This is a genomic window from Streptococcus panodentis (assembly GCF_017884005.1).
Taxonomy (GTDB): Bacteria; Bacillota; Bacilli; order Lactobacillales; family Streptococcaceae; genus Streptococcus; species Streptococcus panodentis.
The window spans coordinates 44,428-63,936 of the sequence record NZ_QFAY01000004.1 but is presented as its reverse complement, the minus strand read 5'-3'; the positions used below and the strand labels follow the sequence as shown (position 1 = coordinate 63,936).

The 19,509-nt window shown below is 47.2% G+C and carries 18 protein-coding genes; all 18 read right to left on the bottom strand.

The genetic code is table 11. From position 1 onward, the window contains the following. Nucleotides 1-38: 38 nt before the first annotated feature. Complete coding sequence (locus DHL47_RS02730; RefSeq protein WP_209550807.1) at nt 39-1,298, bottom strand: F390 synthetase-related protein; 1,260 nt, start codon at nt 1,296-1,298, stop codon at nt 39-41. Next, a complete protein-coding gene (locus tag DHL47_RS02725; RefSeq protein ID WP_128835184.1) occupies nt 1,264-2,094 on the bottom strand; it encodes an MBL fold metallo-hydrolase in 831 nt (276 codons plus the stop codon). Before DHL47_RS02725 ends, DHL47_RS02730 begins: the two co-directional genes overlap by 35 nt. After that, nucleotides 2,069-3,097 (bottom strand): NAD-dependent epimerase/dehydratase family protein, encoded by a 1,029-nt coding sequence (locus tag DHL47_RS02720; RefSeq protein ID WP_420853826.1) that lies wholly within the window; start codon nt 3,095-3,097, stop codon nt 2,069-2,071. Before DHL47_RS02720 ends, DHL47_RS02725 begins: the two co-directional genes overlap by 26 nt. Before the next feature lie 362 nt (nt 3,098-3,459). Continuing rightward, nucleotides 3,460-3,888, bottom strand: coding sequence for a response regulator (locus tag DHL47_RS02715; protein WP_164828347.1), 429 nt, complete (start codon nt 3,886-3,888; stop codon nt 3,460-3,462). An 863-nt stretch (nt 3,889-4,751) separates the two neighbouring features. Continuing rightward, a complete protein-coding gene (rpsD, locus tag DHL47_RS02710; protein WP_008810013.1) occupies nt 4,752-5,363 on the bottom strand; it encodes a 30S ribosomal protein S4 in 612 nt (203 codons plus the stop codon). A gap of 257 nt (nt 5,364-5,620) precedes the next feature. Continuing rightward, on the bottom strand, nt 5,621-5,971 hold the full coding sequence (locus tag DHL47_RS02705) for a VOC family protein (RefSeq protein ID WP_128835190.1): 351 nt from the start codon (nt 5,969-5,971) through the stop codon (nt 5,621-5,623). A gap of 250 nt (nt 5,972-6,221) precedes the next feature. After that, nucleotides 6,222-6,950 (bottom strand): ABC transporter ATP-binding protein, encoded by a 729-nt coding sequence (locus tag DHL47_RS02700; protein ID WP_209550805.1) that lies wholly within the window; start codon nt 6,948-6,950, stop codon nt 6,222-6,224. Next, entirely contained in the window at nt 6,947-7,954 is a 1,008-nt protein-coding gene (locus DHL47_RS02695; protein ID WP_164828348.1) for an ABC transporter substrate-binding protein, read from the bottom strand. The genes DHL47_RS02700 and DHL47_RS02695 overlap by 4 nt, the downstream gene beginning before the upstream one ends. Before the next feature lie 43 nt (nt 7,955-7,997). Then, entirely contained in the window at nt 7,998-8,750 is a 753-nt protein-coding gene (locus DHL47_RS02690) for an ABC transporter permease (protein WP_128835196.1), read from the bottom strand. Continuing rightward, entirely contained in the window at nt 8,713-9,003 is a 291-nt protein-coding gene (locus DHL47_RS02685; protein ID WP_128835198.1) for a thiamine-binding protein, read from the bottom strand. The genes DHL47_RS02690 and DHL47_RS02685 overlap by 38 nt, the downstream gene beginning before the upstream one ends. Before the next feature lie 368 nt (nt 9,004-9,371). Then, the gene (locus DHL47_RS02680; protein WP_209550804.1) at nt 9,372-10,031 is read right to left on the bottom strand and encodes an HAD family hydrolase; all 660 of its coding nucleotides are present in this window, start codon (nt 10,029-10,031) and stop codon (nt 9,372-9,374) included. A gap of 511 nt (nt 10,032-10,542) precedes the next feature. Then, nucleotides 10,543-10,821, bottom strand: coding sequence for a Veg family protein (locus tag DHL47_RS02675; RefSeq protein WP_128835202.1), 279 nt, complete (start codon nt 10,819-10,821; stop codon nt 10,543-10,545). A 2-nt stretch (nt 10,822-10,823) separates the two neighbouring features. Then, nucleotides 10,824-12,179, bottom strand: coding sequence for a replicative DNA helicase (gene dnaB / locus DHL47_RS02670; protein WP_128835204.1), 1,356 nt, complete (start codon nt 12,177-12,179; stop codon nt 10,824-10,826). A 27-nt stretch (nt 12,180-12,206) separates the two neighbouring features. Then, on the bottom strand, nt 12,207-12,659 hold the full coding sequence (rplI, locus tag DHL47_RS02665; protein ID WP_128835206.1) for a 50S ribosomal protein L9: 453 nt from the start codon (nt 12,657-12,659) through the stop codon (nt 12,207-12,209). Then, nucleotides 12,656-14,647 (bottom strand): GGDEF domain-containing protein, encoded by a 1,992-nt coding sequence (locus tag DHL47_RS02660; protein WP_476756100.1) that lies wholly within the window; start codon nt 14,645-14,647, stop codon nt 12,656-12,658. Before DHL47_RS02660 ends, rplI begins: the two co-directional genes overlap by 4 nt. Before the next feature lie 328 nt (nt 14,648-14,975). After that, nucleotides 14,976-16,877, bottom strand: coding sequence for a tRNA uridine-5-carboxymethylaminomethyl(34) synthesis enzyme MnmG (gene mnmG, locus DHL47_RS02655; RefSeq protein WP_209550802.1), 1,902 nt, complete (start codon nt 16,875-16,877; stop codon nt 14,976-14,978). Nucleotides 16,878-17,022: 145 nt separating this feature from the next. Next, nucleotides 17,023-18,168 (bottom strand): tRNA 2-thiouridine(34) synthase MnmA, encoded by a 1,146-nt coding sequence (gene mnmA, locus DHL47_RS02650; RefSeq protein WP_277592697.1) that lies wholly within the window; start codon nt 18,166-18,168, stop codon nt 17,023-17,025. A 466-nt stretch (nt 18,169-18,634) separates the two neighbouring features. Continuing rightward, a complete protein-coding gene (apf, locus tag DHL47_RS02645) occupies nt 18,635-19,192 on the bottom strand; it encodes an aggregation-promoting factor (protein WP_128835214.1) in 558 nt (185 codons plus the stop codon). Nucleotides 19,193-19,509: the final 317 nt, after the last annotated feature.

Below are 19,509 nucleotides of genomic sequence, written 5' to 3'. Positions count from 1 at the left end.
TCTGTCAGGCGAGGGGCCTGACCCAAACAAGCTCCGTTTCAAATCCGGCAGATTCTTTTTAATTTGCGGCTGCGGTCCCGCTGGTAGTCCTTAAAAATCAGCTGAGGAGCAAGAAAATCCTTATCTGCCGCTAATTGCTGGAATTGCCGAGTCAGAGCAGCCTCCCTCTCCCGGCTGCGGTGTTCAATCGCAATCACCAGCTGCCGGCTGCTGAGCTGAGCGGCCTGATATTCTCCGATGCCATCCACAAAGAGCAGGCAGCGCCGGATAAAGTCCGGAAAAACCTCTACAGGCTCTCCAGCAGCATTTTCAAAGACAAAGATATCATCCGACCGGCCCTCAATCCTGTCAATCCGAGTGAAAACTGAACCGCAGGGACAGGGGTCAGGATTTTCCACTAAAATATCATTCAGCTCATAACGATAGATAGGCTGCGAGCGGCGTTTAAAATCGGTAATCAGAGGATAAAAACGGCCTTCATCCAGATAGTTCTTCTCTACAAAGACAATGTCCTCATTGAGATGAAGCTGACCGCAGGCACAGCTGCAAGCCAGAAAACCTTCTGTCGCCTGATAGATCTGATCAATCCTGTCCAGCTCAAAAGAAGCCTCCATGGCCTGCCGATCTGCCTCCTCCAAAATCTCAGCTACTGATATGACCTTCTGCGGAGCGATGTTTAACCTGCCGGACTGCCGCAGCTTGGCCAGCTCCAGCAGCATGGAAGCCGGCGCCACCAATATGCTTGGCTGATAGGTATTGAGAAGCTCCAGATGCTGCTCAGCAGCCTGAAAGGTATCAAAATACTGCAGACGGATAAGGGCCGAATGGACCGTCTGATAAAGAGCGTTATCGGCCCGCAGAAAAAAAGCAATCCTATGGCCTAAGAGTTTTCCCGGCGGCAGCATTTTAGCTAAAACAGCAGCAGCCCACATACTGCGCTCCTGCTCACTGGTGATAAAGAGGCCCCGGTGCCCCGAAGTCCCAGAGGATAAGCCGACAGCGATTTCCCCTTTCATTGGACTGAAATCACGCGTTCGTTCGCTCTCCAGAGCCAGCTCCAAAGCCTCATCCCGGTCCATTCCCACCGTATTTAGCTGATTGAAATGCCGCATCATCAGCGCCTTATCCATGCGGAAATCTGCCGGAATCCCCTGCCTGAAATAAGGAGATTTTTCCTGCAGAAAGGCCCTATAAGCTGCCAGCTGCCTGGTCTGATAAGCCTCCAGAGCCTGCCGGCTGTCAAAGCGGCGCAGCCAGCGCATCTCAATAAAAGTTTTCAGAAAAGTTCCTGCTTGCATGTAAGACTTCCTTTACCCTCTCTGTCGGATCGTGGCTGACCAGAACCTGGTGATTGTCTGCCAAAAGCCTTCGGAGCAAAGCAACACCGGCCAGATAGTCCTGCTTGCTGTCCTGCACCAAAGACGGCAAAAGACGCATCTGCTCTGTATAGGGCAGCAAGTCCACGCCCCAACACAGATCCGCAGCAATAAAAAGGTTGTACTCCGGCAGAAAGAGGCAGCCCTGACCAGCTGCGTGTCCATCTACCGAAGCCAGATAAATACTGCCATCGCCAAATAAGTCAACGGTCTTGCGGTAGAGAAAAGCGGCCTCCACCTGCTGGGGCTCCACTACCTCCAAGCGGCTGTCAAAATCTGCCGGCAGAAATTCCCTGAAAATCAAATCTTTGAGGCGCCTCTTCTGATAACGGTCAAAAACCGCCTGGGTGAGGATAAAGCGAGCTTTGGGAAAGAAGGCAGCCCCTCCGAGGTGGTCAGGATGCAGGTGTGACAGGATGATATAGGAAATATCATCAGGCACCAGTCCATTTTCCTGCAGCAGGAGATCAATCCGATCCCCGCTTTTCATAGTGACAGGCGTCGCCAAGCCATAGCACCAATATTTCAAAGAAGGCTTCTGAATAGCTGGGGAATAGCCAGTATCGTATAAAATATAGCCTTTGCTGCGGTGTTTAAGCAGAAAAACACCGGCCGGGAAGCTGATTTTTTTCTTAGGGACTCCCTTGAACATCCTCTGTAAATGGCTGCTGCAGCTGCCAGCAGCAAAATAATCAATTGTTTCGATAATTTTGGACATATTTCGCAATTCCTTCGCTGATTGTCAAGCGCGGCCGATAGCCTAAATCCCTTACAGCTGCTGAGATGTCCAGCGTTTGGCTGTAGCGCATCAAATAGTAGGTGTAAAGGGTCAGTGGAGGCTCTTTTTTAATCCGGAAAAAACGGTAGATGCTTTCAAAACTCTGTGCTAAGAAGGCCAGCAAGCCAGCCGGCAGCTTTACATAGCGTTTACGCACCTGTAAACCTTCCAAGGCTTGGTCCAGCAAATCCTTAAAGCTATGGGGCTCACCGTTGGTAATGTTGTAAACCTGCCCATGTGCTTGAGGCATTTCCAAGGCCAGACGCACCGCCAAGGCTGCATTTTCTACACAGGTCATATCCATCAGCTGCTGCCCGTTCTTGATGAGGGGGATCGCAAATTGTTGGCTCAGTCGCAGCACCCGCGGAAAAATACTGGTGTCCCCAATACCAAAGAGGCCGCGGGGACGCAGAATAACCGACGGCACCTGAGGGTATTGAGAAATGACACGCTCAGCCTGCAGTTTGCTCTTGATGTAAAAATTCAGTTCATTTTCCTTGGGCGCATCCGTTTCCTTGATATCCAGCTGATCCCGCGCCGCCGCATAAATACTGGGAGAAGAGATGTAAACCAGACGCTTGATGCCAAAATGCCTGCAGGCTTCTAAAACCCGCTTAGTTCCCAGCACATTGGCACGGTAAAACTGCTCCCAAGGACCCCAAATAGTGGAAAGAGCCCCTGCATGAACAACAGCATCAACACCCTCACAGGCGGCAAAAATATCTTCTTCCTGACTAAAGTCACCAGCAAAGAATTCCACTGAGGGTCCCTGCAGAGCCTGGCCTGCCTTCTGATTGCGGCCAAAGGCCCTTACTTCATAGCCCTGCTCGACCAGTTCTTCAATAACATATTTCCCCAAAAAGCCTGTCGCACCAGTAACAAGAACCTTCATGTCTGCTCCTTTCCTTTTATTGGCACAAATAGGCGATGGGACAGGCCCCATGATGGCTGCGCCATCGCCCGCAGAGGGAGGTGTCTTTTGTCTTTTATAAGACACCGTATAGTCTTTTAGTAGTGAAACTGCCCTCTGGGACTGTTTCAGCTAACAAAGTAATAAAAGATTAACGAAATGACGCTATCAGACTCCCTTTGACTCTTGACCCCATTATACACCATTTAGACGAAAGTGCCTGAAAAAATCTGTAAAAAAACTTTACACACTGTAACAGCCGATATAGTCTTTAGTTTGCTTTTAATAGCGTAACAGTCCGGAGGACAGTTTCAGCCTATCGCTTAAAATATAGGACGATAGGGCAGCGAGCTAACAAAGTAATAAAAAACAAACGAAATGACGATACCATCCTGTCAGAGGAGACTGCTCCCACCCTTTTGATCAATAATACGCAGCTGCCTTGCCGTGTACTCCAGACACTCCTTGACTCTCTTATCATAGTCCGCTCCGTCCTTGTCAATAAAATCCAAAGCAGACACATGGTATTGAAAGGCCAGAGGGGAGACTTCTGGCACATCCGTCATAAAAACAATAATAGCATGCGGATTGTACCTGCGAATCAGCTGAGCTACCTCAAATCCCTTATTGCGCTCTCCCTGAATATCCAAGTCCAAAAAATAGAGATGATGAGAGGTATCCCTGCCTAAAGAAGCCTCGAATTCCATGATTTTTCCTGTTGCCAGGATACGGGCAGCCACTCCTAACTCAGCCATACCCTTCCGGATAGCCGTTTCCAGACGCACCCGGTGAACCGCACTATCCTCTAAAATTGTAATTTTCATTCTTCTTCTCCTTATACTGCACATCCTGTCGCTCCAGCAGCCCTGCTGTTTCTATCAGCCTGGGACTGGCCTTCACCTGAAAAAGCAAGTGATTCTATGCGCTCTGCCCATATTTTGAAACATCATCCCCCTTGAAAAGCTCAGATAACTAGGGTAAGCTGTTTTGGCAAACTTTGGATGATGAAGCTGTAACAGCAATTTTTCATGCTCCATTTATTTCAAACCTACATGATGTTCACTCGCTTTGCTCAAAGTCTTCCATACTGATACGGTTGCTGCAAGCTTGGCTTGCCTTACCCGCCGATGCAAAAAAGGGCCGGCTGGGCTGCAATAGCAATACCGTCATCCTCTTTCTGCTGCAGATTACTGAGATGACTTGCTATAATAAATCTATTTTAGCATAATTTTTTAACATTTTGTAGTTTGAGGATGAGCATAAGGAAAGAATCAGTTCCCCTGCTCTTCAAAAACCTCTTCAAATCAGGCCGCTCCAACAGCCCGAGACTGCAAATTCAAAAGCGAGGCAAGGAGGCTGGGGCAGACTCTCATGATAACTGCACCCTCACCCACAAACAAGTCTAGTATAAGAATCAATCTTGACCTCTTTATTCTAGTATATCCTGCTGGAAAAATCTTCACTTGCCCCCAACTGTCATTTTTTCACCCTCAAATGACACTTTTAAAAATGAGGAACAGTGACAGTCCTGTTCAATGAAAATCAAAGATGACAAGAGAAAGCAATGCAGCTTCATAGAGGCTGGGCAAAAACTCTCAGTTTCAACTTTGATTTTCAAAAAAATAAGCTTTTCAAGACAAAGAAAAAAGCCCACTGTTGCAGGCTTCTTACAATATAAAGTCTTATCTTACAGCATTTTGTTGTAGAATTCAACGACAAGTGCTTCATTGATTTCTGGGTTGATTTCGTCGCGTTCTGGCAGGCGAGTCAATGAACCTTCCAGCTTTTCAGCATCGAATGATACGAAAGCTGGACGTCCCAGAGTTGCTTCAACCGCTTCAAGGATGGCAGGTACTTTCAGTGATTTTTCACGAACAGAAATCACTTGACCTGGCGTCACGCGGTAAGATGGGATATCTACGCGCTTGCCATCAACAAGGATGTGACCGTGGTTTACGAACTGACGCGCCTGACGACGGGTAGTCGCAAGACCCAGACGGTACACAACGTTATCCAAGCGGCGTTCCAAGAGAAGCATGAAGTTGAAACCAAGGATGCCTTCTTTGATCTTAGTAGCTTGCACGAACAAGTTACGGAATTGCTTTTCACCTACACCGTAAGTGAAACGAAGTTTTTGCTTTTCAGCCAACTGCAAACCGTATTCTGACAATTTGCTGCGGTTGTTTGGTCCATGCTGACCAGGTACATAGTTGCGGCGAGCCAATTCTTTACCTGTACCGGTAAGAGAAAGACCCAAACGACGGGCTTGTTTCCAAGATGGTCCTGTATAACGAGACATAAAAATGTCCTCCTCTAAATAAATGATATTTGAGGAAATAACTCTTATTCAAACCTGATTCGTGCAGGAGGTCTTCGCCCAAACAGCAAAGGTTACTCTTATAGCTGACCTTCTGTTGACGAGCTTCATTTTGAACTGCTGTTATTTCACACAAAAGCTATTGTACCACGAAAAAGGCAGAATGTAAAGAGGCAGAAAAGAAAAGTATGCGTCTCAGTTTTTGCAAAAAACCAAGCTGCCAAGCTTGATTTGATGGGTTATTCCGACCAAAAAGCCAGTTCATGGCCAGCCGGGTCTTTGAAATGAAAACGACGGCCGCCAGGAAAGTCAAACAAGGGCTGACTAATCTCTCCGCCAGCTTCCAAGACCCTTGTCATCGCCTGCTCGATATGGTCTGTATAGAGGACGATTAAAGGAGTCTGCAGCCGTGCAGAATCGACAGCCAGACCGCTGGAAACGCCGCTGTCAGCCGTATCCAGATATTCCGGCCCCCATTCCTGATACTGCCAGCCAAAAACCTGCCGATAGAAATCTCTGCCTTGACGGAACAACTCCTTGTCAGGATAAGGAAATTCTATATAATCAATCTGATTAGGAACTTTGTCCATTTGCTTCTCCTTCCAACTTTGAAAATTGTTGACACCGCCATTTTAGTATAAAAATTTTTAAAAATCAACATTCCTATCGATTCATTCTAAGAATCTATAGGCATAAAGATCAGTTGGACAGATTGAGGAGTATGCTAGTGCCAATCCAGACAGTATTTCACAGGAAAAGCAGATGTATTTTTAGATTCTGTAAGGCCGAGTGGCGCTAACAGAGATGTTAATACAGTGAGATGATTTATTCAGGCAGGTTCTAAGATTTAACCCCCAAAATCCTCAAAATTTCCTGCTTATAGGCCAGTTTCTTCAGCTCCTTGTCTTTCTGGCCAGACCAGTCCAGCTGCAGCTCCGCCACCAGCTGGCCGGGCCGGTTTTTCAGAATATAGATGCGGTCGCTGAGAGCCAGCGCCTCCTCGATACTGTGGGTGATGAGGAGGGTGGTCAGGCCCAGCCTGCGGTGAATATCCAGATACCAAGCATGCAGTTCCATCTTGGTCAGCTCATCCAGCGCGCTGAAGGCCTCATCCAGCAGGAAAAGCTTGTGGCCAAACAGATAGGTCCGCAGCAGGGCCACGCGCTGGCGCATGCCCCCGCTCAGCTCATGCGGATACTGATTCGCCACTTCATAAAGGCCAAATTCCCGCAGAATAGCCTCCGCCCGCTCAACCGCTTCTTTCTTGGCTGCCTTTTTAATCAGGAGGGGCAGCATGACATTGCCCAGAACAGTCTTATGCTCCAAAAGCAGGTCTTTTTGCAGCATATAGCTGACCCGGCCCTTGGGATTGTCCTCGCCGTCTAACATGATTCTGCCAGACTGCAGAGGCAAAATCCCGGCAATCAGATTGAAAAGTGTCGTCTTTCCCACACCGCTGGGGCCTAAAATAGCCACCACCTGACCAGTTTGGACCTCCAGACTGATATCCTTTAAAATCTGCTGCTCCTCGTAAGCATAGCTTACCTTTTCAAGTTTAATTTCTGTCATTCTTTTATAAAATCGTTGCTAAATCCTTTGTTGCTCAGGTCATTTTCGACTATTCCCTGGTCCTTGGCCCAGCTGTAAAAGGCATTCCAGCGCCCGGCCTCAAACTGCCCCCACTTGTCCTTATCAGATGCATACTGCTGGGACAGGTATTGCTGCGATTCGATGACAAAGTCCCGCTTGCTTTGCAGCTCCGGTGCATTCTTTATCAGCATATCAGCCGCTTCTTCCGGATGCTCCATGGCATACTGGTAGCCCTTTTTGATAGCCTGCAGCACCTTTTTAGCTTCCTCAGGATTCTTCTTCAGGTAATCATTGTTCGCGATAATGACTGGTGAATAGTAGTCAAATTCCTTGACATAGTCCTTCATGTAGAAAAAATTGGTCTCCATGCCCTGAGACTGAGCCATAATGCCGTCCCATCCATGGTAAATCCAGGCCGCATCAAAGAGGCCATTCTCAATCGGTGTAATGGAGTTGGAGTCATTATTAGGCACCTTTTCCACCTTTTCAAAGTCCGCACCCTGACTCTCCACCAAGGTCTTGAGCATCCCCAACTCCACGGGATCGTTCCAGGTTCCGTATTTCCTGCCGACCAAGTCCTTAGGCTCGGTAATGCCGGCAGATTTTTTAGAAATAATCCCCGAAGTATTGTGCTCGACAATAGCCGCTACAGCTGTAATCTCTGCTCCTTTGTCCAATTTCTTGGCCATAGAGTCCTGAAAATAAATACCAAAAGGCGCCTTGCCGTTGATAATCAGGTCAGACGTGCTGTCCTCAGGCGGCAGCTTAATATCCACATCAACCCCTGCATCCTTGAAATAGCCTTTTTCCTTGGCCACATACAGGCCCGTATGGTTGGTATTGGGCGACCAGTCTAAGATAAAATCAATCTTTTTATCCTTGCCGGCAGACTCTGACCCTGACTGACTCTGACTGCAAGCAGCTAAGCCTAGGATAGCTAAGGCAGCTAAGCCTGCCAGTAAGCATTGATACATTTTTTTCATTATGAACCTCTTTTCTTTTTTGTAAAATAGCTGAGCAGAGCTCCTACTTCCATTTCATCACATATTTTTCACTGACATCCACCAGCTTCATACCCAGAAGGCTGATTGCCGAGACCAAGATAATAATGGCAAACATGGTGTCGTACTGAAAGAGCTTTTTTGACTGAATCATATAGACTCCCAGTCCCTCAAAACCGCCCAGCCATTCGGAAACGACCGTTGTAACAAAGGCATAGGAGACACTGACCCGCAGGCCGGCATAAAAGTAAGACAGGGAAGCCGGGATTTTAAAATGCCAAAGCAGCTGCCAGCGATTGGCCTGCATCAGCTCAAAAAGGGTCAAAATATCCCGGTCGCAATGCCTGAAACCATCCAGAATGCTGACGATAATCGGAAACGTCACCGTCAGGATAATGAGAACAATTTTAGGCAGAATCCCATAGCCCAGCCAAAGGACCAAAATGGGCGCCAAGGCAATGGTCGGAATGGTCTGTACCACCACCATCATGGGATAAATCAAATCATTGAGCCAGAGCAGGCTGTCCATGAGCAGCGCCAGCAGACAGGCAAGAACGACCCCTAAAACCAAACCCAGCAGCGCCACTTTTAAGGTCGCCCAGCTGTGAAAGGCAAGGAGCCCCGCATCGCGGACAAAGGCCTGCAGGATTTCCAGCGGCGTCGGCAAAATAAACTTAGGCAGCAGATGCAGCAAACCCGCCAGCTGCCAAAGGACCAAAATGCCCAGCATGCCCAATAAACTAATCTGCTGCCGCAGTATATTTTTCAAGTTTTTCATCAATGGACAAAATCTCTCCGTAATTAATTTTTACATTGGCAAAGACAGTATCTGCCTGAGCCCCAGCAATCTCCACCGCCTGCTGCAAAAGGGGGAACAACTCTTCCCACTCTCCCTCCAGAACCGTCTCAAAAGGCGTTACAAGCTGTTTAACTGGCTGCTTTTGCAGAAAATCAATCACTTCCTCAATAACCGCCAAACGGTTTTCCTGAGCTCCTAAAGGCAGTATCTGTAAAGCAATACTAGCACGCATTTCCTTACCTCCTTGTACTTATTGACATTTAGTTTCGTTTTTACATTTGAAAACCTAAGATGACACTTCCTTACAGAAATTTTATCCGCCGCCTTCAAGAGCCTCTCAGACTGTTGAAGCAAGTCGAAACGGACGGCGATTGGTTTTGATTTCCGAAGAGGATGAAAGCTGATTTTCATTGAGTATCAGATGCACGGCAGCATGTCGTACTAAAAACACCCTTTCCAATCGGGAAAGGGTGCACAAAAAAGCTGACATCTTGCTGAATTCCTACGCTGGCATTACCCAGATCAGGTGCGGTCGAAGCTTACACTTCCTCTCAGACTGTACACAGACTCCCCTATTGAATTGTCTTTATGATAGCGCAATCATGGCAAAAAGTCAAGGTCAGAACTTTTATCTGAGCTTTGGAATTCTCCTTGGACGGCCAGCAGCGCTTCCAAAGACCAAATATTCTCCGCCTCGCTCTTGGCTAGGATAGTTGCAAAGCCCAAATCCGCCGCTGTCTCCAGATTGGCCTCAATATCATCAATAAAGACACATTCCTCAGCCTGGAGATGATATTTTTCTAAAAGCTCCAGATAGATCTCCCTGTCAGGCTTGACAGCCCCCACCTCAGAAGACAGGATATAACCCGACAGGAGGGGATAGATGGGCAGGAGTCCCGCTTTTTCAATGTGGTAAAAAATCTCGCAGGTAGTAGAGAGGATGTAAATTCGATAGCCCTGCTGAGACCAAGCCTCAATCTTCTTCTGCAGATCCTGATAAACAGCTACCACCTCATACCAGTGATAAAAGATATTTTGGACGGCAGAGGCTAGCTCCGGCGGAAGCAAAGCAGAGGCTGTCCGGCTGGCCTCCTCCAGACTCAGCTCCCCGCTGTCGGTCCTGGCCCAAAGCCCCGAATCAAAGACTGCTTCCCTGACTCTTTCACGGTCCTCCTCATCTGCCGCAAAATAAGTCAAAATTTTGGCAGGATTCCACTCAATCAGCACATTTCCTAAATCAAACACCAAATTTTTAATCATGGCTGCCTCCCGTCTTTTTCCTCAATCTTCTTAGTCTGTACCTGTCTTCATTAGTCATGTTCGGATTTCAAAGCGATAGGCTGAAACTGTCACCCAGACAGTTTCGCTACTAAAAGCAAACCAAAAGACTATAAGAGACGATTTTGTCCTCTGTTTCTCACTATTCAAGGAAAGCAAAAGTAAGAGTAAGCATTCGTTTCCGATTAAGTCTATTATAGCATTTTCAGAGCAAACCTGTTCGGAAATGAATGGCACTTCTCTCTTGCTTTCCTTGAGCAGTGATACTCGTTCTACTATAACCCCATATGTCCTTAATTCTCCCGGACTGTCAGTGCAAGAAGACGCTGCTATGGTTTAAAGGGAGGTTCGAAGAGTCTGACATGCCGGCCGCTTAAGGCAAACTGATTCAAGGCAACGTTTCTGAACAAATCTACTGCAAAAAAAGAGAGGGGCGATTCATTTCCGAACGCTGGTAAGAAAAAATCCCAGAAAAAGAAATTCTGGAATTTTTTTAGTCTTCGTCAAAATAACGGATTAAATTTTTCTCCGTTAAAATGTCAGAATAAGTGTAGGACTCCACATAGGAGTTGCTGATTTCACCCGGCTGGCCGCCGTCATTGGAATACTCAACGATAAACAAAGACGGATAAACCTCAATCAGCCGGCCTTGCTTGCTTTTCTGCCGTTTACGGCCGTTTTCTAAGGTCATCTCAACAACCTGCCCCTCATGGGCTTTGATGTCCTCTTTGATTTTTTTCATCTTTGCTACATCTGTAAATGCATCACTCATCTTTATCCTTCCTCTCTTTTAGAAATACTTGAAAACTTATTGTACTCTTTCTGGAAAATCAGCTCCACCGTACCACGCGCACCGCTCCGGTTCTTCTCAATAATCACTTCCACCTTATTATTGGGAATGCCTTCTTCCTCCTCACCGGCCCGGTCATAGTAATCATCTCGGTAGAGAAAGGCGACAATATCCGCATCCTGCTCAATGGATCCCGACTCCCGAATATCTGACAGCACCGGCCGCTTGTCCTGCCGCTGCTCCACACCCCGCGACAGCTGACTGAGGGCAATCACTGGGACTTTCAGCTCCTTGGCCAAAATTTTCAGCTGACGGGAAATTTCCGAAACCTCCTGCTGGCGGTTTTCCCGGCCGGTACCAGTGATGAGCTGCAGATAGTCAATCAAAACCAGCCCCAGATTTCCGGTCTCCTGAGCCAGCTTGCGGGCCCGCGAACGAATCTCCGTAATCCGAATCCCCGGCGTATCATCAATGTAAATGCTGGCATTGGCCAGATTGGCCGTTGCAATCGTGTATTTCTGCCATTCTTCATCCGTCAGCTGACCCGTACGGATAGAGTGAGAGTTAATCACCCCTTCCGAAGCCAGCATCCGGTCTACCAAGCTCTCCGCTCCCATTTCCAGAGAGAAGATGGCAACGGTTTTATCCAGTTTGGTCCCGATATTTTGGGCGATATTGAGGGCAAAAGCTGTCTTTCCGACAGCCGGACGGGCCGCCAAAATAATCAGCTCTTCCTCATGAAGCCCCGTCGTCATCTTATCTAGTTCCCGGTAGCCGGTCGCAATTCCCGTAATATCCGATGTCTGCTGGGAACGCGCCTCCAGATTGCCAAAGTTCAGATTTAAAATATCCCGGATATTCTTAAACCCGCTGCGGTTAGCTGTTTCACTGACATCAATCAGAGCCTTCTCCGCACCTGCAATGATCTCTTCAGACAGCCGGTCACCATCATAAGCCTGGTTGATTGACTCAGTCAGACGTGAAATCAGACGGCGCAGAATAGCCTTCTCCGCAACGATTTTGGCATAGTATTCCGCATTGGCAGAGGTCGGTACAGAATTCACAACCTCAACCAAGTAGCTGAGGCCGCCGATATTCTGCAAATCGCTCTGGCTGTCCAAAATATTGCGGACCGTTGTCGCATCGATGGCATCCCCTCGATCAGCCAAATCAATCATGGCCTTAAAAATCAGACGGTTGGCATACTTAAAAAAGTCCGCCGGTTCGATATACTCACGAACAAAGACTAGCTTGCTTTCATCAATGAAAATAGCCCCCAAAACAGACTGTTCTGCCAAAATATCCTGAGGCTGGGCTCGCAGTTCATCAATCTCTGCCATAGATCGTTCCTTCCTTCACAGTCAGCCTCAGCCTTCCTTGACCCGCAAGTTAATAACACCGCTCACATCCTGATAAATCTTTACAGGGACATCAATTAAACCAAGCGAGCGAATCGGTGAATCCAGCTTGATATTGCGTTTGTCAATCTTAATCCCAAATTGCTTTTGCAGCTCTTCAGAAATCTTCTTGCTGGTGATAGAACCGAAGGTCCGGCCGTCTGGTCCGACTTTTTCTGTAAATTCGACCAGCGTTGCTTCTGCTTCCAGCTTAGCCTGAATGATTTTAGCTTCGGCCACCAGTTCAGCATGCGCCTTTTCTTCGGATTTCTGCTTGCCTCGCAGCTCACCGACCGCCTGCGCTGTAGCTTCCTTGGCCAGTTTCTTCTTAATCAGGAAATTCTGGGCATAGCCAGTCGGTACTTCCTTGATTTCTCCTTTTTTGCCCTTGCCTTTAACATCTGCTAAAAAAATGACTTTCATGTTTTTTTCTCCTCATCTATCATTACTTCATCTTTGATGACTTGGTCCATAATTTCCTGATTCAGCGTCTGAACAACCTCAGCAACCGAATGCCCTTCAATCTGAGCCGCTGCTAAGTTAAAGTGACCGCCTCCGCCTAGTTTTTCCATAATCCGCTGCACATTAATCTTGCTGCGGCTGCGCGCTGAAATGGACACATAGCCCTTGGTGTTTCGGCTGACCACAAATGTTGCTTCAATCCCCGACATGGACAGCATGGTATCTGCTGCCTTGCTGATAACAACCGTGTCGTAGGTATTTTCCTCAGGCCCCGCTGCCACAATGACATTAGGCAGAATCTTCCTGCCGTTTAAAATCAGCTCATTGACGGCTCGGTATTCTTCAAAATTGGTCGCTGAAATATCCTGAATCACCACGCTGTCGCTGCCGCGGGTCCGCAGATAGCTGGCTACATCAAAGGTCCGGCTGGTCACGCGGGCCGAGAAGCCCTTGGTGTCCAGCATAATTCCCGCCATAAGAATGCTGGCCTGCATTTTGCTGAGGCGGTTTTTCTTAGAATTCTGGAACTGAATCAGCTCCGTTACCAATTCGCTGGCACTGCTGGCGCCGCTTTCGATATAGGCAATAACCGCATTTCCCGGAAAATCCTCATCCCGGCGATGGTGGTCAACAACTATGGTCTGACTGAACTGATCAAAGAATTCTTTGGATAGGGTCAGAGCCGTCTTAGAATGATCCACCATGATCAGAAGCGAGCGGCTGGTCACCATACTGGCTGCTGTCTGCAGGGGCAGTAAGTAATCAGCACCTTCCGACTCCAGCTTATGAACGGCCCGCTCAATATCCGCCGCCATCTGTGCAGGATCATAGACGACATAAGCCTGATCAATTATATTGCTGGCAAAGAGTTGCATGCCCAGCGAAGCTCCCAATGCATCCATATCCAGATTTCTATGGCCGACCACAAAGACCTGATCAACACTTTTAATCTTATCAGAAATAGCCGTCATCATAGCCCGGGTTCGGGTGCGCGTGCGTTTGACCGATGCAGCTGTTCCCCCGCCAAAATAGACTGGATTCTTTGCTTCATCGTTTTCTCTGACAACGGCTTGGTCGCCGCCGCGTACTTCAGCTAGGTTGAGATTGAGAAGGGCCGTTTTCCCGATTTCGTCATGATTGCCGTCACCATAGGAAAAGCCCATGCTGAGCGTCAGGGGCAGCTCACGGTTTTGTGCCTCTTTCCGGAATTGATCGATAATCGAAAACTTATTTTCCATGAGCTGGTCCAAAACCGTATAGTCCGTAAAGAGATAGAAGCGATCCATGCCGACCCGGCGGTAAAACATCCGAAACTGCTCTGCAAATTCAGCCACAAAATTAGCCACAAAACTGTTGATATGGCTGATGTCCGTATCTGATACCACATCTTCCAGATCATCGTAGTTATCCACCGAGATGATGCCGATGACCGGCCGCGTAGTCACCAGACCGACCGTTGCCTCGTATTCATTGGACGCATCAAAAAAGTAAAAGACACCCGAAGCCTGATCCAAATAAACAGAGTATTTCTTGTCACCGACAGTCGCATAATGGCCAGTATCTGAATAAGCTGTCTGCATGATATTCTGCAGTAAGTCAGCATCAAAATCTCCATCTTCCGTTGTGAAAATAAGCTCTGCATAAGGATTAAACCATTCTACATCTCCGTTTTCCTCGCTGATCTTGATCACACCGACCGGCATCTTATCCAGCAGAGAAGCCAGACTCCCTTCTGCCTGATGATTGACATAATGGATCTGCTCAATCTCATCCAGCTCAGACACTCTCTGCTGCTGGATAAAAAACAGAACCAGAAGGGCGAGCACAACAAAGAGAGCTGCCAGCATGGCAAAACTATCACCGAACAGGCGCAGACAGATAACCAATATTATAAAAGAAATGACGCCCGCCATCAGTAAATGAATAGGGGCAAAACGAAATTTTTTCATCATAGACCTCTTATTCCGCCATTTTACCATAAATCCCAGAAAAAAGCGAATTCCTCCTACTCTGAAAACGACCTCGCAAACCCTGTCACTTCTATGGCTGCATCCGCTGCTGATTTTTAAAAAAAGCCAGCCTGAATCCCCTACTTCCACTACCGCAAATACTTTACAGTTTTGTAAAAAGAAAGCAAACATATAAATATAAATAAAAGCCAAATTCGCTTAACAATAGGATTCAGTACCTTGTTAAAACTTATAATAACTTTACAAACCTGTAAACAAAGAAAAAGGTCAGGAATGTCCCTTCCTGTACCTTCTCACTTTGCAATGCTCATTGCTTTTTGGAAATGCTCCTCGTCCTGCCTTCTAAGTAAACCATAAGAATAGAAATATCAGCCGGATTGACACCAGAGATTCGGCTTGCCTGGCCAATGGTTTCTGGATTGATTTTCTTAAACTTCTGACGGGCTTCTGTCGCAATGGAATCAATGTCATCCCAGTCAATATTGGCGGGAATCCGTTTTTCTTCCATTCGCTTCATCTTATCCACCTGATCCAGAGCCTTAGAGATGTACCCTTCATACTTGATTTCCGTCTCTATCAGCTCAATGACTTTCTCATCCAAATCCTCTGCTGCTGGACCGACAAAAGCAACTACATCCTGATAGGAAACTTCCGGCCGGCGCAGGAATTCCTTGGCCGTCACCGCATCTGTCAGAGGCTTAAAGCCAAGTGCTTCCACTTTAGCATTGGTTTCCTTGATTGGTTTCAGCTTGATTGTATCCAATCGTTTCATCTCATTGTCAAATTGATTTTTCTTCACTTCAAAACGGTTCCAGCGCTCGTCATCTACCAAGCCAATGGCCCGTCCCATCTCTGTCAGACGCATATCTGCATTATCATGACGGAGAATCAGGCGGTACTCAGCCCGACTGGTCAAGAGACGGTAAGGCTCAACTGTTCCCTTGGTCACCAAATCATCAATCATAACGCCGATATAGCCGTCGCTGCGCTTGAGAATGAGCTCTGGCTTGCCTTGAATTTTCAAAGCCGCGTTAATTCCTGCGATAATTCCCTGACCAGCTGCTTCTTCATATCCTGAAGTACCATTGGTCTGCCCAGCTGTGAAAAGGCCGGAAATCTTCTTGGTTTCCAAAGTTGCCCGCAGCTGATGAGGCAGAACCATGTCATACTCAATGGCATAGCCGGTTCGCATCATCTCCGCCTTTTCCAACCCCTTAATCGAATGAACCAAGTCCTTCTGCACATCTTCCGGCAGGCTGGTTGACAGCCCCTGTACATAGACTTCCTCTGTATTGCGGCCTTCTGGCTCCAAGAAAAGCTGATGGCGCTCCTTATCGGCAAAGCGGACAATCTTATCCTCAATAGACGGGCAGTAGCGCGGCCCCACACCCTTGACAACACCTGTAAACATAGGAGCCCGATGAAGATTATTCTGGATAATCTCATGGCTTTCCGCATTGGTGTAAGTCAGCCAGCAAGGAACCTGATCTTTAAGGTAATCTTCATCCCGAGAAGTATAGGAAAAATGATTGGCTTTTTCATCGCCTGGCTGAATTTCTGTCACATCATAATTGATTGACGATGCCTTTACACGAGGCGGTGTCCCGGTCTTGAAACGCCCGATTTCAAGGCCTAAATCACGTAAATTATCTGCCAAGGCAATCGAAGCCAGACTGTGGTTGGGACCAGAAGAATATTTGAGGTCTCCGATGATAATTTCACCCCGCAGAGCCGTACCCGTTGTGACAATGACAGCCTGAGCAGCATATTTCTGATGTGTTGCGGTCTTAACCCCAACCACCTGACCGTCCTCTACCAAAATTTCATCAATCATGGTTTGGCGCAGGGTCAGATTTTCCTGATTTTCAACTGTCTTGCGCATTTCTTTGGAGTAAAGTTCCTTGTCAGCCTGAGCCCGCAGAGCGCGAACCGCCGGTCCCTTGCCTGTATTGAGCATCTTCATCTGAATATAAGTCTTGTCAATATTCTTAGCCATTTCGCCGCCCAGAGCATCCACCTCCCGAACAACAATTCCCTTGGCAGAACCGCCGATAGATGGATTGCAGGGCATAAAGGCCAGCATCTCAATATTAATGGTCGCAAGCAGCACCTTGCAGCCCATGCGGCTGGCAGCCAAGGATGCTTCCACTCCCGCATGACCGGCACCAATGACGATAATATCATAATGTTCAGTAAACTTGTGTGTCATATTCTTTCCTTATAGTATTCCATTTTCTTCACCAAAAAAGGCCAAGTCACGAGAAGTGCAGGACAAAAAGCCTGCAGCATCCATGAGCTTTGACCATCATAGGTATTGCTAAATCTATTCTAGCAGATTGAGAGAAATTGTCAATCTAAATGTACTGTAACAGCTTCTCATCTTTATAGGCCCTGTCAATCAATCCGCCACCCAAGCATTCTTGACCATCATAGAAGACGACTGCCTGTCCAGGCGTCACAGCCCGCTGCGGCTGCTCAAAGTTTACAGTAGCCTTGTCACCCTTGACAATTACTGTCACCTTAGAATCCGGCTGACGGTAGCGAAATTTAGCCGTGCATTCCATTGTAAACTCTTCTGGCATTTCTCTTGTAAAATGCACCTGACTGGCGTCAAGGCTGGTTGACATCAGGTTGTCATGGTAAAAACCTTGGCCGACATAGAGAATATTCTGACTTAAATCTTTACCAACCACAAACCAAGGCTCGTTGTCACCGCCATGCTGGCCCCCGATACCAAGACCGCCCCGCTGCCCTATCGTATAATACATCAGTCCAGCGTGCTGGCCCATATCTCGGCCATCTAAGGTCATCATCCTTCCAGTTTGTGCTGGCAAATACTGGCCGAGGAATTCCTTGAAATTTTTCTCTCCAATAAAGCAGATGCCTGTCGAATCTTTCTTTTTAGCTGTTGCCAGACCGGCTTTCTCAGCAATAGCCCGCACTTCCGGCTTCTCCAAATGTCCCAATGGAAACATCGTTTTTTGCAGCTGCTCCTGTGACAGCTGACTGAGAAAGTAAGTCTGGTCTTTATTCTCGTCACGGCCCCGCAGCATGTGAACAGTCCCGTCCTCATCCCGCTTGACCTGAGCATAGTGGCCTGTAGCCACATAGTCAGCACCCAAAGTCATGGCATAGTCAAGGAATGCTTTAAACTTTATCTCCTTATTGCACATCACGTCTGGATTAGGGGTGCGTCCAGCCCGGTATTCTGCCAAAAAGTATTCAAAAACGCGATTCCAATACTCTTTTTCAAAGTTGACAGAGTAGTAAGGAATGCCAATCTGATCTGCAACAGCTGCTACATCTTTGTAGTCTTCGGTCGCCGTGCAGACACCAAATTCGTCTGTGTCGTCCCAGTTTTTCATGAAGATGCCAATCACATCATACCCCTGCTCCTTTAAGAGCAGAGCGGTTACTGATGAATCCACACCGCCACTCATGCCGACAACGACACGGGTTTTAGAGTTATCACTCATTGTGTTCTCCCATCTTTTCGTTATGTCACGATTGAAGGTCGTGCTGTGCTTTCAACGATTGAAGGTCGCTTGAGCAAGGTCTATTATAGCACGAAAAAATATGAAGAACAAACAAAGACAATCCAGCCCCTGTCCTACTCAATGAAAATTGAAATCAAAGCAGGCAGTCAGACGCAAGAAACTGCCCCGCTATCAAATCGAAGCTGACAATGTATGGATTTAAAAGATAAAAACTGCAGCAGTCTTTCTTTGGCAGAGGTCGCTGCCCTCAATCAACTGTCAATATAATTTACAGGACTGTCAAACAAAAAGAGGCTGAGACAAAAGTCTTTCAGTCTCGCTTTGTTTTGGTAAAAAACTTTTGGCGCGGTAGCTGATTGGACTTTTTGTTCGTCTTTTAGACTCCAAAAAGCTCCTAATCATCCTCGCGGGGCTGGGACGACGAACTAAATTTTTAAAAATTTAGTTCTGTCCCACCGCCTCCTTTTCTTTAATACCAGCCGTTTGCCAGCCAGAAATCCTTGGCAGCAGTCCATGATCCATAACGATTGACCACATATTCATTTGCTGCCTTTTCTTGATTTGCTTCAGATAAATCACCGTTCAAATAAGTAATCGTCAGCTGATAACGCCCATAGTATTGACCATTCTGTGCTGTATAGCTTCCGCCGGATTCCTTTTGGGCAATCCATTCTTTGGCTTCGGCATCTTGGGCATTCAAACCAGAACTCGCATCTGCTGCACTGCTTCCCATCTCAGAGGCCGCTGTTGCTGTCGGAGTTTCTGCTGCAGGGGCTGCTGCTGTTTCAGCCGAGTCAAGCTCCAAGACCTGCCCAACTGCAATCAAATTGATATCGCTGAGTTTATTCTTAGCAGCAATAGCATCAACAGTCGTATGGTGACTGCTGGCAATAGCCGAAAGAGTATCACCGGACTTTACAGTGTAGCTGTCTGCACTGACAGCATTCGGCAGCAGAAAGGCCGCGCCAGCTGCCAAACTAAACAGCCCGCCCTTTATCAGTTTCTTCTTTTTTAAATGTGCATTCATGATTGAATTCTCCTTTTCTGTGATGTTTCTATCTTAAGCTTTCATCATTACAGATTTTTATTGCTTGGGTTAAATACATTACAGCAGTGTGTAGGAGAGAATAAGAAGGACATGTATTTACTTGTTTTAAGCCTGCTTTAAGTAAATGAGGCAAAGAACAGCTTGATTGTCTAAAACATGTGATGTTCTCTTGAAAGCGATGATACAGAAGCAGCAGCAGCTGTGGTCAAGCTAAATTTAGCTTTTCTAAACTTAGGAGGCAAAGGAAAGACCCTCGGTCTTTTCCTTTAGCAATGATAGGGCGGACTTAGTTGCTT

What these genes read in the sequence shown, in the direction of transcription:
- apf (WP_128835214.1), bottom strand. Translation starts at nt 19,192, where the DNA reads ATGAATGCACATTTAAAAAAGAAGAAACTGATAAAGGGCGGGCTGTTT.
- rpsD (WP_008810013.1), bottom strand. Translation starts at nt 5,363, where the DNA reads ATGTCTCGTTATACAGGACCATCTTGGAAACAAGCCCGTCGTTTGGGT.
- DHL47_RS02705 (WP_128835190.1), bottom strand. Translation starts at nt 5,971, where the DNA reads ATGGACAAAGTTCCTAATCAGATTGATTATATAGAATTTCCTTATCCT.
- DHL47_RS02660 (WP_476756100.1), bottom strand. Translation starts at nt 14,647, where the DNA reads ATGAAAAAATTTCGTTTTGCCCCTATTCATTTACTGATGGCGGGCGTC.
- rplI (WP_128835206.1), bottom strand. Translation starts at nt 12,659, where the DNA reads ATGAAAGTCATTTTTTTAGCAGATGTTAAAGGCAAGGGCAAAAAAGGA.
- DHL47_RS02680 (WP_209550804.1), bottom strand. Translation starts at nt 10,031, where the DNA reads ATGATTAAAAATTTGGTGTTTGATTTAGGAAATGTGCTGATTGAGTGG.
- DHL47_RS02730 (WP_209550807.1), bottom strand. Translation starts at nt 1,298, where the DNA reads ATGCAAGCAGGAACTTTTCTGAAAACTTTTATTGAGATGCGCTGGCTG.
- DHL47_RS02685 (WP_128835198.1), bottom strand. Translation starts at nt 9,003, where the DNA reads ATGCGTGCTAGTATTGCTTTACAGATACTGCCTTTAGGAGCTCAGGAA.
- DHL47_RS02715 (WP_164828347.1), bottom strand. Translation starts at nt 3,888, where the DNA reads ATGAAAATTACAATTTTAGAGGATAGTGCGGTTCACCGGGTGCGTCTG.
- mnmG (WP_209550802.1), bottom strand. Translation starts at nt 16,877, where the DNA reads ATGACACACAAGTTTACTGAACATTATGATATTATCGTCATTGGTGCC.
- DHL47_RS02695 (WP_164828348.1), bottom strand. Translation starts at nt 7,954, where the DNA reads ATGAAAAAAATGTATCAATGCTTACTGGCAGGCTTAGCTGCCTTAGCT.
- DHL47_RS02700 (WP_209550805.1), bottom strand. Translation starts at nt 6,950, where the DNA reads ATGACAGAAATTAAACTTGAAAAGGTAAGCTATGCTTACGAGGAGCAG.
- DHL47_RS02690 (WP_128835196.1), bottom strand. Translation starts at nt 8,750, where the DNA reads ATGAAAAACTTGAAAAATATACTGCGGCAGCAGATTAGTTTATTGGGC.
- DHL47_RS02725 (WP_128835184.1), bottom strand. Translation starts at nt 2,094, where the DNA reads ATGTCCAAAATTATCGAAACAATTGATTATTTTGCTGCTGGCAGCTGC.
- DHL47_RS02675 (WP_128835202.1), bottom strand. Translation starts at nt 10,821, where the DNA reads ATGAGTGATGCATTTACAGATGTAGCAAAGATGAAAAAAATCAAAGAG.
- dnaB (WP_128835204.1), bottom strand. Translation starts at nt 12,179, where the DNA reads ATGGCAGAGATTGATGAACTGCGAGCCCAGCCTCAGGATATTTTGGCA.
- DHL47_RS02720 (WP_420853826.1), bottom strand. Translation starts at nt 3,097, where the DNA reads ATGGGGCCTGTCCCATCGCCTATTTGTGCCAATAAAAGGAAAGGAGCA.